Raw genomic sequence first — 12,197 nt, forward strand, 5'->3', positions numbered from 1 at the left:
TATTACAGATCACATTAAACAACTGAAAAGAATACAACTCTTATGCAGACCGTGTTATGAAATAAATCTGTAACGTAAACCTCATAATGTTCAGGCTCATCTTTTTTATCCCACAGATGAGTGCGGATTTACTTCATTTTAGGCTAGGTAAGGTTATGAGCGCAGAAAAACTCTATATAGAAAAAGAACTTAGTTGGTTGTCTTTTAACGAGAGAGTATTACAAGAAGCCGCTGATAAAACCGTCCCCCTAATCGAACGTATTCGTTTTCTGGGGATCTTTTCCAATAACTTAGATGAGTTCTACAAGGTTCGCTTTGCAGACGTAAAACGTCGGATCTTGATCAGCCAAGAACGAGGTGGAAGCGATAACTCTAAGCACTTGTTAACTAAGATGCAAACCAAAGCATTGAGGCTTAACGAACAATTTGACGAACTGTACGGTGATTTGATCCGCGAAATGGCGCGACGCCGCATTTTCTTGGTTAACGAAAACCAGTTAGATGACACCCAAAAGCGCTGGATCACCAAGTACTTTCGCAAAGAAGTCATGCCACACATCACCCCGCTATTGATTAAAGATGACATCGATGTGTTGCAGTTTCTTAAAGACGAATACGCCTACATTACCGTTGATCTGCGCAAAGACGATCATTCCCAATACGCTTTACTCGAAATCCCAACTGACCACCTACCCCGCTTCGTTATGGTTCCGGAGCAAAAAGGCAAACGTCGCAAGACCATCATTCTGCTCGACAACATCATCCGTTACTGTCTGGATGAGCTGTTTAAAGGCTTCTTCGATTATGACGAGCTAAATGGCTACGCGATGAAGATGACCCGCGATGCCGAATACGATTTGCGCCTAGAGATCGAATACAGCTTGCTCGAACAGATGTCTGAAGGGGTGAACCAACGCTTAACCGCTATGCCAGTGCGCTTTGTTTACGAGCGTGAAATGCCGCAAGAGATGCTCGATTTCTTGTGCAGCAAACTGCAAATCTCCAACTACGACAGTTTGATTCCCGGTGGTCGTTACCACAACTTTAAAGACTTCATTGGCTTTCCAAATGTTGGTCGTGAGTACCTAGAAAACAAACCCATGCCACCGATGAAATGTGCCGACTTCGAAGGCTATGCCAACAGTTTCGATGCGATCAAAGCCAAAGACATTTTGCTCTACTACCCTTATCACACCTTTGATCACATATCTGAACTGGTTCGCCAAGCTTCCTTCGATCCTAAAGTATTGGCAATTAAGATTAACATTTACCGCGTTGCCAAAGATTCACGCTTGATGAACTCACTGATCGATGCAGTCCACAATGGCAAAAGCGTAACTGTGGTGGTGGAGCTGCAAGCCCGATTTGATGAAGAAGCCAATATCGAGTGGTCAAAAGTTCTCACCGATGCGGGCGTGCACGTTATCTTTGGTGCGCCGGGATTGAAAATTCACTCAAAACTGCTCCTGATCAGCCGCCGCGAAGAAGGTGAAATCGTACGTTACGCGCATATAGGAACAGGTAACTTCCACGAGAAAACCGCACGTATCTACACCGACTTTGCTCTGCTAACCGCAGATCAGGAAATCACCAATGAAGTTCGTAACGTGTTTGGCTATATCGAGAATCCATATCGCCCAGTCAGGTTTAATCATCTCATCGTTTCACCACGCAATTCGCGTAAACAACTCTACCGTCTGATTGATGGGGAGATTGCCAACGCAAAAGCTGGCAAGAAAGCAGCACTGACGATCAAAGTGAACAACTTAGTCGACAAGGGCATCGTCAATAAACTCTATGGGGCAAGCAATGCCGGGGTGAAAATCAATATGATCATCCGCGGTATGTGTTCACTCGTCCCGGGTATTGAGGGCGTGAGCGAGAACATTCGCATCATCAGTATTGTTGATCGCTTCCTTGAGCACCCTCGTGTCGTGATCACCCATAATGATGGCGACCCGCAGGTTTATATTTCATCAGCGGACTGGATGACGCGAAATATCGATCATCGTATAGAAGTTGCCGCTCCGGTTCGTGATCCACGTTTGAAACAGCGTATTATTGATATAACTAACATTCACTTTACCGATACAGTAAAGGCTCGTTTGATAGATAAAGAGATGAGCAACAGCTACGTGCCGCGAGGTAATCGTAAAAAAGTTCGCTCACAAGTTGCCATCTACGACTATCTTAAAAATATAGAGAAGCAAACAAGAAAACAAAAAGCAGATGCCTCAGATACTTGAACAAGATGTACGCCATATCGCAGCCATTGACCTTGGGTCGAACAGCTTCCATATGGTGGTGGCGAAAGTTGTTGGAAGTGACCTGCAATTAGTCAGCCGCCATAAACAGCGAGTGCGCTTAGCTGCCGGACTCGATTCAGAGCTCAATCTTAGCCATGCTGCAATGGAGCGAGGTCTTGAGTGCCTCGCAATGTTCGCCGAACGCTTGCAAGGCTTTGAAGCTTCAAACGTAAGAATTGCAGCCACCCACACTTTAAGGCGTGCTAACAACGCCCACCTCTTTATAAAACGAGCCAAAGAGGTGCTGCCTTTCCCAATTGAAATCATTCCGGGCGAGGAAGAAGCTCGCCTCATCTATCTCGGCGTCGCGCACACCCAAGCGGAGTCTAACTCCAAGTTAGTTGTCGATATCGGTGGCGGCAGTACCGAGATGATCATTGGTCAAGAGTTTGAGCCAGAGCTTCTCAACAGTAAGCAAATGGGTTGTGTGAGTTTTACCGAGCAGTTCTTCAATAATGGCAAACTGTCACGGAAGAACTTCAGCAAAGCGATTCTCGCCGCAGAGCAACGCATGGAGTCCATTGCTGCAAAATACCGCAAGAAAGGCTGGGATATTGCCCTCGGCTCTTCTGGTACGATTAAAGCGATTCGTGAAGTCTTGATTGGATTGGGTCATGAAGATGGGCTGATCACCAATAAGCGTTTGGGTAAGCTCATCGACACATTGTGCGAATTTGAGTCCATTGATGATATTGAACTAGTTGGTCTGACCGACGAACGTAAACCAGTCTTTGCCGCTGGTGTAGCCATTTTATCTGCCATCTTCCAATCACTAAAAATCAACCAGATGTTCTTCTCGGATGGTGCCTTACGTGAAGGTCTGCTCTACGAGATGGAAGAACGCTTCGCTCGTTCTGATATTCGTATGCGCACCACAGAAAACCTAGCAAAACAGCATCGCGTTGATATCGAACACGCTGCACGCGTAAAAGGTCATGCAAGAGAGATGCTGTGCAATGTTCGTTCTGAACTAGGTATCAAGAAGAAAAGTGAGTTGTTTGATTTACTGGAATGGGCGGCTTTGCTGCATGAAGTCGGCTTGAGCATCAGTCTGCGCGGTTTCCATCGTCATTCATTCTACATTCTTCTGCACTCCAACTTACCGGGCTTTAACCGCGAACAGCAATTGGTATTGGCGACCTTAGCTCGCTTCCAACGTAAATCCTTCAAGTTGAATGAGTTCCCAGAGTTCAACCTCTACAAAGAGAGTGACATCATCAACTTAATTAAAATTCTACGCCTAGCCATTGTGGTCAACGGTCAACGCAATGATGACCCGCTACCAGAGCTGACATTATCGATAGAAGAAGATAAGTGGGTACTTACTTGCGCAGAGGAAGATTGGTTGGAGAATAACAAACTGCTCGATGCAGATTTGCAGGAAGAACAGCAACGCTGGGAAAGCGCAGGATGGACATTGAACTTCTAACTACGAACTCAATGAGATAAAGAAAAAGGTCGGCTTATAAACCGACCTTTTTTAATTCCTCTGCAGCGAAATCGGCAGTAATGGGAACATAACCGTCTTTCGCGACCAGCGCTTGCCCTTGAGCTGAGAACATAAAGCGAATGAACTCAGCTTCAATTGGGCTTAACGGATAGTCCGGATGTTTATTCACGTATACATAGAGGTAGCGCGATAGTGGGTACTTACCTGAAATGATATTTTCACGCACAGGGCTAACGTAATCTGTGCCTGTTTTCGCAATTGGGACTAAACGAACACCCGCCACGCGATAGCCTACGCCTGAATAACCTACACCACTGATCGTTGATGCCACAGACTGCACCACTGACGCCGATCCCGGTTGCTCGTTCACACGAGTTTTAAAATCACCGCCACACAAGGCATTACTTTTAAAATAACCGTACGTACCCGATACCGAGTTACGACCAAACAGCTGCAAATTACGTTTCGCCCACTCAGCTTTGATGCCTAACTCACGCCAGTTGGTGATGAACTCACTTTCGCCACAGCGTAAAGTCGCGGAAAACATCGCATCCAACTGATGGAAATTAAGCCCTTTGATTGGATTATCTTGGTGCACAAAAATACCAATCGCATCAATCGCAACACGAAGCGCCGTTGGCTTGTAACCATGCACCCGCTCAAATGCTTCGATCTCACGCATACGCATTGAGCGACTCATTGGACCGAATTGCGCAGTTTGTTCTGTTAACGCCGGTGGCGCAGTCGATGAGCCAGACGCTTGTACCTGAGCATTAATGTTCGGGTAGATAGATTTAAACTCTTCCACCCAAAGCGTAGTCATGCCTGCTAACGTATCTGAGCCGACAGACAATAAGTTACCGGCTATGCCAGTCGTCTTTTGATAATTCGGCAGCGGTTTATCCTGTGCAACAGCCACGCAGGAAAGCATCAGCGTGGCTAGAGTGATTTTCTTAATTGCTTTGGATACGACACTCATTACTTCACCACTAAACGACTAGGTAGGATGAAGGAGAACTTACTGCCGACACCAACTTCACTGTAAATTTCGAGATGAGAGTCATGGTGGCTCAACGCGTGCTTCACGATGGCTAAGCCAAGACCACTGCCACCGGTATCTCGTGAACGAGCTTTATCGACGCGATAGAAACGTTCGGTCAATCGGTGTAAGTGTTGTGGCTCAATACCATCACCGCTGTCTTCCACCTCTAAGCAAGCACCTTGTGCGGTTTGATACCAACGTACGTTTATGTGTGCACCAGGTGGTGTGTATTTCACTGCGTTGTACACCAAGTTAGAGATCGCACTACGCAGTTGGTCATCATCACCGAGCACACGCAGGCTAGAATCCACGTCGAACTTCAACTGATGCTGATCATCACCACTTAGGCTTACCGCTTCCTTCTCTAGCACTTCTAACATGCTAGGGACATTGACCACATCTTCCAACTCATGCATAGGTGCCGCTTCAATCTTAGACAGCGTCAGAAGCTGATTCACCAAACTGTTCATGCGGTTAAGCTGCTCTGTCATCACCCCATGCGCTTTGGTCCACATCGGGCCAACAATCATGTCTGGATCTTCCGTCATCTCAAGGTAGCCTTGAAGTACCGTCATCGGTGTACGAAGCTCATGAGATACGTTAGCGAAGAAGTTACGACGCATACCTTCAAGCTGTTTAAGTTGGCTCACATCACGTACCACCATCAGGTGTTCGCCTTCAGTATATGGCACGATACGCAGTTCCAACATTCGCTCGACATTCAATGGTGAGCGCATTTCTAACGGCTCTGAGAAGTCTTGCTTGTTGATGTACTTAATAAAATCTGGAGTACGAATAAGGTTAGAAATAGGCTGCCCAGAATCTTCCGGCCAGTGGAAACCCAAAAGGTGCTGCGCGAGCTTGTTACACCACACAATGTTACCTTCAGCACGAAACACCACCACCGCATCCGGCAGCGATTCAGCACCATTACGGAAACGGCGAATCAAATTGGTAAGCTCTTTACGCTTACGACGCTGACGTTGTTGCAATCGGTATAAACCGTTGAATAACGATTCCCAGTTGCCACTACCTGACGGTGGCGTAAGACGCTTTTCATCCCACAGCCAAGCCGACAAGCGCACCTGATTATGCAAATGCCATACAAGCTGCAAAGCCGTGGCCGCCAAAAGCAACCACGGCATATAACCGAATATCCAACCTATTATCACCCAAGGGGTGTAAAAAAAAGCCAGCTCCCAGGCCAGCTTTTTCCAAGTCAATCTTTCAACCACTCATTACTCCAGAAATGGTATTGATAAGCTGCTAGCGATGTTATGCCTTCGTCGAGAAACGGTATCCTGCGCCACGAACGGTTTGGATGAGTTTGTCGTGACCTGCGGCCTCAAGCGCTTTACGCAAACGACGAATATGTACATCAACGGTACGGTCTTCTACATACACGTTGGTGCCCCAAACATTGTTTAGTAGTTGTTCACGACTGTAAACACGCTCTTGGTGCGTCATGAAGAAGTGCAACATTTTGAACTCTGTTGGTCCCATATCAACCGCTTCATCATTTGCGGTCACACGGTGAGAAACAGGATCCAACTTCAGACCTTGTACATCAATCACATCTTCGAGCGCAGTCGGTGTTACGCGGCGAATGACGGCTTTAAGGCGAGCAACCAACTCTTTTGGTGAGAAAGGTTTGGTGATGTAGTCATCCGCGCCAACTTCTAAGCCGCGCACTTTGTCTTCTTCTTCACCACGAGCTGTCAGCATCACAACGGGAATGTTGCGAGTTAACTCTTCGCGCTTCATGTGTTTGATAAAGTTAATACCACTGCCACCTGGTAGCATCCAGTCTAGTAGCACTAAATCCGGGAAGGGTTCAGCCAGTTTGGTTACCGCAGAGTCGTAATCTTCTGCTTCTACTGCTTGATAACCTTTCTGTTCAAGCACGAAGCATAGCATTTCACGAATCGGAGCTTCGTCTTCAACAACCAGAATCCTTCTAGACATAATTGAATAACCTTATGTTAGTTGAGCTAATGAATTTAAAGGACAAAGCGCCCCTCTATGCATAAGCATTATTACTACCAATTATGACACTTTTGTGACCTTTGAAAACAAATTTTCATATAACTTTCTTTTGAGATTCATCATGATCTTTTTCAATTCAATTAGGACAACGCCGGGAAAATTCCCTATGATTAGTCCCTTGTCATCAAGCCTAGAGAAGATTTATGTGGTTTAAAAACTGTCTGGTATACCGCGTTAACCGCGAGGTTAACTTCAACGCCGATCAACTGGAAACTCAACTAGCCGAGTTCCGATTCACCCCTTGTGGAAGCCAAGATAAGCAAAAGTTTGGCTGGGTTAGCGCGATGGGTAGAAATGGCGACATGATGACGCACGTTTCTGAAAACCGCATTCTGATTTGCGCTAAGAAAGAAGAAAAAATGCTGCCTGCTTCAGTGATCAAAGACTCACTAAATGCAAAAGTAGAAGCAATGGAAGCACAGGAAGGTCGTCCTCTTAAAAAGAAAGAGAAAGACAACCTGAAAGATGACATCGTAATGGACCTCCTGCCACGTGCGTTCAGCCGTAGCAGCCACACTTACGTGCTGATTATGCCAAAAGAAGGCTTCATCCTTGTTGATGCAAGCAGCTACAAAAAAGCAGAAGACGTATTGGCACTACTACGTAAGACAATGGGTAGCCTGCCTGTTGTACCAGCAATCCCAGAAGTTGCGATCGAAACAACTCTAACTGAATGGGTAAAAACTGGTGATACACCACAAGGCATCACAATGATGGACGAAGCAGAGCTTAAGTCTGTGCTAGAAGAAGGCGGCGTGATTCGTTGTAAGAAGCAAGAGCTTACAACCGATGAAATCCGCAACCACATCGCTGCAGATAAAGTGGTGACTAAGCTAGCACTGAACTGGCAAGATCGTATCGAATTCATCATGGCAGAAGATTCTGGCATCAAACGTCTGAAGTTCTCTGATGAACTAAAAGACCAAAACGATGATATCCCACGCGAAGATCAGGCTGCTCGCTTCGACGCAGACTTCTCTCTAATGTGTGGCGAGTTCAGCGCTTTCCTACCAAATCTATACGAAGCATTGGGCGGTCTGCCAAACCCTAACGCTTAATTTCGTACAAAGATTAACCATAACGCCCTCACTTTTTTTGAGGGCGTTTGTTTATCTAAAACATAATTCTCCTAGTCACAGGTCACATTTTGACGTAAAATTTGCGCCCCATTTCCATGAGGTGGAATTGGCCTGACTTGTGATCAGATATTAAGAGAATTGAGCAATGACAACAGAGAAAGCATTCGTACCAGAGCTACTATCTCCAGCAGGTAGCCTTAAAAACATGCGTTACGCATTCGCCTACGGCGCAGATGCAGTATACGCTGGTCAACCTCGCTACAGCCTTCGCGTACGTAACAACGAGTTCAACCACGAAAACCTACAAATCGGTATCAACGAAGCGCATGCCCTAGGCAAAAAGCTTTACGTGGTATGCAACATCCAACCGCACAACTCTAAGCTTAAAACTTTCATCCGTGACCTTAAACCAGTGGTAGAAATGGGTCCAGACGCACTTATCATGTCTGATCCAGGTCTCATCATGATGGTTCGCGAAGCGTTCCCAGAAATGCCAATTCACCTGTCTGTGCAGGCGAACGCAGTAAACTGGGCAACTGTTAAATTCTGGGCTGCTAACGGTGTTGAGCGCGTGATCGTTTCTCGTGAGCTTTCTCTAGAAGAAATCGAAGAAATTCGCGAGCATTGTCCTGAAACTGAATTAGAAGTTTTCGTTCACGGTGCTCTATGCATGGCTTACTCTGGTCGCTGCCTACTGTCCGGTTACATCAACAAGCGTGACCCTAACCAAGGTACTTGCACTAACGCATGCCGTTGGGAATATAAAGTCGAAGAAGGTAAAGAAAACGACGCCGGTCAAATTGTTGAAGCGTTCGATCCAAACGAAGCTCAAGCAATCGAAGTCGCAGACGAACGCCCAGAAACCACTATCGGTCGCGGCAAACCAACTGACGAAGTGGTATTGCTTTCTGAAAGTCACCGTCCAGAAGAAAAAATGGCGGCGTTCGAAGACGAGCACGGTACTTACATCATGAACTCGAAAGACCTGCGTGCAATCCAACACGTAGAACGTCTAACTAAGATGGGTGTTCACTCATTGAAGATCGAGGGCCGTACCAAGTCATTCTACTACTGTGCACGTACTGCTCAGGTTTACCGCAAAGCGATTGATGACGCAGTTGCTGGTCGTCCATTCGATGAGAGCCTAATGGGTACGCTAGAAAGCCTAGCTCACCGTGGCTACACAGAAGGTTTCCTACGTCGTCACACTCACGACAGCTACCAGAACTACGATTACGGTTACTCTGTATCTGACGCACAACAATTTGTTGGTGAATTCACTGGCAAACGTCGCGGTGACATGGCAGAAGTTGAAGTGAAGAACAAGTTCATCGTTGGTGACAGCCTTGAGCTAATGACGCCAAAAGGCAACGTAATCTTCACGCTAGAAGCGATGGAAAACCGTAAGTCAGAATCAATTGAAGACGCAAAAGGTAACGGTCACTTTGTATTTATCCCGGTTCCAGAAGACATGGATCTGGAATACGGTCTGTTGATGCGTAACTTAAATGCAGGTCAGGATACCCGTAACCCAACTGGTAAGTAATCATGGCACTACTTATTACCGATAAGTGCATCAACTGCGACATGTGTGACCCTGAGTGCCCTAATGGTGCAATTACTATGGGTGACAGCATTTTCGAAATTGACCCTGCTCTATGTACAGAGTGTAAAGGTCACTACGAAAAACCAACATGTCAGTCGGTGTGTCCAATTACGAAGTGCATTATTACCGACCCAAATCATGTCGAGACTGAAGAGCAATTGCTAGAGAAGTTCGTGATTATTCAAGGGCTAGCGTAATTGAAAGAGGTTCAACTTTGCGCTCAAAGTTGAACCTTTTTTTAACCTGATTTCTCGATAGGAATAATGTTGCAGAAGAGCTCTTTCTCGAAATGATACTCTAGCCTTTCACGCCAATTTTCAGCTTGTGAGACAGGTATCAAATAGAAATTCTCTCGACTCGTATCCGTAACGAAAGCCATCCCATATTGCATTAGTTCGTAATGCACATCATTAACAAATCCCGGGTCAAGACGCTGACGTCCTGTCAGGTGATTAACATCCTCTCGAGTCAGATAGACTCCCTTATTCTCACTGCTAAATCTGTGTCTTAACCACTCTGCAAATTCTTTTGCACAAATCATAGTCATGGTTTTGTCCTTGATTAACTCTTAGATGGGGAAAGTCTCCATCCCCACCTCAATACACTTGTCTGCGTTGCCATTTGTCTTTCACCAACCAACAGACATATTGCTAAGAAACCAGAGAATCGCGACGAAAAGATCTTTGTAAAACCAGAGTTATAACCACAAGAAAAACCACATAACCCTTTGTTTAATTTAGATTTCTGTAATATGCCACCAAAACTAATTAGGTTAGTTTTTATACTGGTATTATTCACTGTAGACAAAAGAATGATCTTTCTCCAGTTTCATAATGGAGATACCTAGTAGGTTTAATCGCAGCTTGATAGGAAGGAATTACCCTTTACTTCTTAGTAAGCAATGGCTGACATTGTGCAGGCATTATCTTTTTCTTCTTAGGCTTGGGCGTCGTTTTGACTGTCTTTTTAGCCACGGGAGGTGGCGTAGCTTTAGGTTGCCAACTCGCAAGTTCAGCTCCACAACCATCACCCACTGGAGGAGGAGCCTGGTTGATGCAGTTAGCACTCGACTCCGGACAGTTTAATCTAACGTGGAAGTGATAATGATGCCCCCACCAAGGGCGAACTTTGCGTAACCACCCCCTGTCTTTTCCCCCTTCCTGCTTACAAAGTTGCTCTTTTATCACTGGGTGAACAAAAATACGAGCTACACCCTCACTTTGCGCTGCGCTACGAATCAATTCAAAGTGTCGAGTTTCCCAACGGTTTTCCAAAATCTTATATTTTTTAAGATCAACTACGCTCATTGGTTTAGGCAGCTGGAGCTCATTGTACGACAAAGGTTCATCGGCTAGACGCAACCAGATATCGATATCTAAACCTGTTTGATGACTAGAATGTCCAGAAGAGAAACGCCCGCCACGAGCCAATGACAAGTCACCAACCAACAACGTTGTGCTTAAATCTTGATTCATTTTTTTTGCTAGTTCTTGAATGAAACTGATCGTATGTGGGTGCCCATAGTAACGCTTCGTTTTGCTACGTAGCACTTGGTAACCAATACCATCCAAAGGAAGTGGAGATGCGCCGTCTAGACAGCCATTGGCATAACTGCCGATAGAGGAAGAAGTGTTATTTGTGGGACCAGAGACCTGCTCCCACGGAGTTGCATAAAGAGAAGCTGAGAATAGAAAACTTAAACAAAAAGAAAGACTCAGCTTCATCACGCTCATTCCTTAATAGTGGTCACCATTATCATAGTAGCCTTTAGGAGAGAGTGCAGAGAAAATTACCGCAACATCGATATCTTCACCCACAATACCACGTACTTGTTGAGTTATTGCTTTTGCAACCTTGTTCTGCGTTTCTTGACCGCGATCGAACCATAAAACTTCAACAAAAGGATAAGCAGCACTTACTTCACCTTCGCTGAAAAATGTACTGTAGATATATTCGAACGTAAAATCTTCGCGAGGGCAGTCCATAAGAGGCTGTAGTTCGTCAGTAAGTGGTTTTGATAGCGCTTGAACCGCTTGTGGCTCGACCGCTCTAAATCGAAGATGTGGCATAGACTTGCTTCCTAATTATTAGAATTCAGCGCCGATAATAACAGGAAGTCGACCTCTTATCACGTTAGCTTCTAGCAACACTCACTTTAAATAACGAAGATGCGGAGAAGCTGCAGGACTTCTGTTGAAGACTTAGAAGATCCCAGAAGAACTAGGCTGGCAACTCACAGATTCGAGTAAATTATCGAGCAAGCACTCTGAGTTAGTCTGAAAAGACAAAAACGAAAAAAGCCCCAGCATTTCTGCTGAGGCTTTACAAGATGGCAGGGGTAGATTGGACCGGCACTCCGGAAATTCGATATGGCTTGCTACCAAGCAGGCTGGCGGCTCAGTTCCCAACACGCACTATTTGGGCATTAGGGGAATCTGCTACTCTTCCAGCTAGACTGGTACTCTTTCCTTCATATACGAAAAAGGCTCTAGCATTTCTGCTAGAGCCTTAAATATGGCAGGGGTGGAGAGATTCGAACTCCCAACACGCGGATTTGGAATCCGCTGCTCTGCCAATTGGAGCTACACCCCTGTAATTCGTGTTTAATGAGACGACTCTCGAATAAGTGGCGGAGCGGACGGGACTCGAACCCGCGACCCCCGGCGTG

At 45.8% G+C, this 12,197-nt stretch carries 11 protein-coding genes and 1 tRNA gene; 5 read left to right on the top strand and 7 right to left on the bottom strand.

Annotated features, from left to right (window positions below):
• The first annotated feature begins 155 nt into the window (after positions 1-155).
• A complete protein-coding gene (ppk1, locus tag AACR11_RS02975; protein ID WP_029789220.1) occupies positions 156-2,246 on the top strand; it encodes a polyphosphate kinase 1 in 2,091 nt (696 codons plus the stop codon).
• Positions 2,230-3,735 carry an exopolyphosphatase gene (ppx, locus tag AACR11_RS02980; RefSeq protein ID WP_029789221.1) on the top strand — a complete coding sequence of 502 codons (1,506 nt, stop codon included), beginning with the start codon at positions 2,230-2,232 and terminating at the stop codon, positions 3,733-3,735. The genes ppk1 and ppx overlap by 17 nt, the downstream gene beginning before the upstream one ends.
• A gap of 34 nt (positions 3,736-3,769) precedes the next feature.
• On the opposite strand, the gene AACR11_RS02985 is transcribed toward ppx, so the two are convergent.
• From AACR11_RS02985 to phoB, 3 genes are read right to left on the bottom strand one after another with little or no spacing between them, the layout of a single operon-like run.
• Entirely contained in the window at positions 3,770-4,735 is a 966-nt protein-coding gene (locus AACR11_RS02985) for a PstS family phosphate ABC transporter substrate-binding protein (protein WP_029789222.1), read from the bottom strand.
• Positions 4,735-6,033 carry a phosphate regulon sensor histidine kinase PhoR gene (phoR, locus tag AACR11_RS02990; RefSeq protein WP_005445279.1) on the bottom strand — a complete coding sequence of 433 codons (1,299 nt, stop codon included), beginning with the start codon at positions 6,031-6,033 and terminating at the stop codon, positions 4,735-4,737. Before phoR ends, AACR11_RS02985 begins: the two co-directional genes overlap by 1 nt.
• Positions 6,034-6,073: 40 nt before the next feature.
• Positions 6,074-6,763 (bottom strand): phosphate regulon transcriptional regulator PhoB, encoded by a 690-nt coding sequence (gene phoB / locus AACR11_RS02995; protein ID WP_005424836.1) that lies wholly within the window; start codon positions 6,761-6,763, stop codon positions 6,074-6,076.
• 224 nt (positions 6,764-6,987) lie between these two features.
• Here phoB and rdgC point away from each other — a divergent pair, with 224 nt between their 5' ends.
• The 3 genes from rdgC (at position 6,988) to AACR11_RS03010 (ending at position 9,726) form a co-directional block, all read left to right on the top strand.
• Complete coding sequence (gene rdgC, locus AACR11_RS03000; RefSeq protein WP_005445276.1) at positions 6,988-7,902, top strand: recombination-associated protein RdgC; 915 nt, start codon at positions 6,988-6,990, stop codon at positions 7,900-7,902.
• A gap of 166 nt (positions 7,903-8,068) precedes the next feature.
• Positions 8,069-9,469, top strand: coding sequence for a prephenate-dependent tRNA uridine(34) hydroxylase TrhP (gene trhP, locus AACR11_RS03005; RefSeq protein ID WP_005440369.1), 1,401 nt, complete (start codon positions 8,069-8,071; stop codon positions 9,467-9,469).
• Between the two features lie 2 nt (positions 9,470-9,471).
• Positions 9,472-9,726, top strand: coding sequence for a YfhL family 4Fe-4S dicluster ferredoxin (locus AACR11_RS03010; RefSeq protein ID WP_005445273.1), 255 nt, complete (start codon positions 9,472-9,474; stop codon positions 9,724-9,726).
• Between the two features lie 41 nt (positions 9,727-9,767).
• Here AACR11_RS03010 and AACR11_RS03015 read toward each other — a convergent pair whose 3' ends face one another.
• The 4 genes from AACR11_RS03015 to AACR11_RS03030 all read right to left on the bottom strand — a co-directional run bounded on the left by AACR11_RS03015 (position 9,768) and on the right by AACR11_RS03030 (position 12,121).
• The gene (locus tag AACR11_RS03015; RefSeq protein ID WP_005445270.1) at positions 9,768-10,076 is read right to left on the bottom strand and encodes a hypothetical protein; all 309 of its coding nucleotides are present in this window, start codon (positions 10,074-10,076) and stop codon (positions 9,768-9,770) included.
• Positions 10,077-10,413: 337 nt separating this feature from the next.
• Positions 10,414-11,253 carry a penicillin-insensitive murein endopeptidase gene (gene mepA, locus AACR11_RS03020; protein WP_005445269.1) on the bottom strand — a complete coding sequence of 280 codons (840 nt, stop codon included), beginning with the start codon at positions 11,251-11,253 and terminating at the stop codon, positions 10,414-10,416.
• A gap of 12 nt (positions 11,254-11,265) precedes the next feature.
• A complete protein-coding gene (locus tag AACR11_RS03025; RefSeq protein WP_005445267.1) occupies positions 11,266-11,598 on the bottom strand; it encodes a DUF1904 domain-containing protein in 333 nt (110 codons plus the stop codon).
• Positions 11,599-12,044: 446 nt separating this feature from the next.
• Positions 12,045-12,121: transfer RNA gene (locus tag AACR11_RS03030), tRNA-Trp, on the bottom strand.
• Between the last annotated feature and the right edge of the window lie 76 nt (positions 12,122-12,197).

The sequence above is a fragment of the Vibrio sp. L85 genome (assembly GCF_963871815.1).
GTDB lineage: Bacteria > Pseudomonadota > Gammaproteobacteria > Enterobacterales > Vibrionaceae > Vibrio > Vibrio harveyi.

Bases quoted from the DNA above. Each gene is read 5' to 3' on its own strand.
- phoB (WP_005424836.1), bottom strand. From the start codon at position 6,763: ATGTCTAGAAGGATTCTGGTTGTTGAAGACGAAGCTCCGATTCGTGAA.
- AACR11_RS03025 (WP_005445267.1), bottom strand. From the start codon at position 11,598: ATGCCACATCTTCGATTTAGAGCGGTCGAGCCACAAGCGGTTCAAGCG.
- AACR11_RS03015 (WP_005445270.1), bottom strand. From the start codon at position 10,076: ATGACTATGATTTGTGCAAAAGAATTTGCAGAGTGGTTAAGACACAGA.
- rdgC (WP_005445276.1), top strand. From the start codon at position 6,988: ATGTGGTTTAAAAACTGTCTGGTATACCGCGTTAACCGCGAGGTTAAC.
- ppx (WP_029789221.1), top strand. From the start codon at position 2,230: ATGCCTCAGATACTTGAACAAGATGTACGCCATATCGCAGCCATTGAC.
- AACR11_RS02985 (WP_029789222.1), bottom strand. From the start codon at position 4,735: ATGAGTGTCGTATCCAAAGCAATTAAGAAAATCACTCTAGCCACGCTG.
- trhP (WP_005440369.1), top strand. From the start codon at position 8,069: ATGACAACAGAGAAAGCATTCGTACCAGAGCTACTATCTCCAGCAGGT.
- mepA (WP_005445269.1), bottom strand. From the start codon at position 11,253: ATGAAGCTGAGTCTTTCTTTTTGTTTAAGTTTTCTATTCTCAGCTTCT.
- ppk1 (WP_029789220.1), top strand. From the start codon at position 156: ATGAGCGCAGAAAAACTCTATATAGAAAAAGAACTTAGTTGGTTGTCT.
- AACR11_RS03010 (WP_005445273.1), top strand. From the start codon at position 9,472: ATGGCACTACTTATTACCGATAAGTGCATCAACTGCGACATGTGTGAC.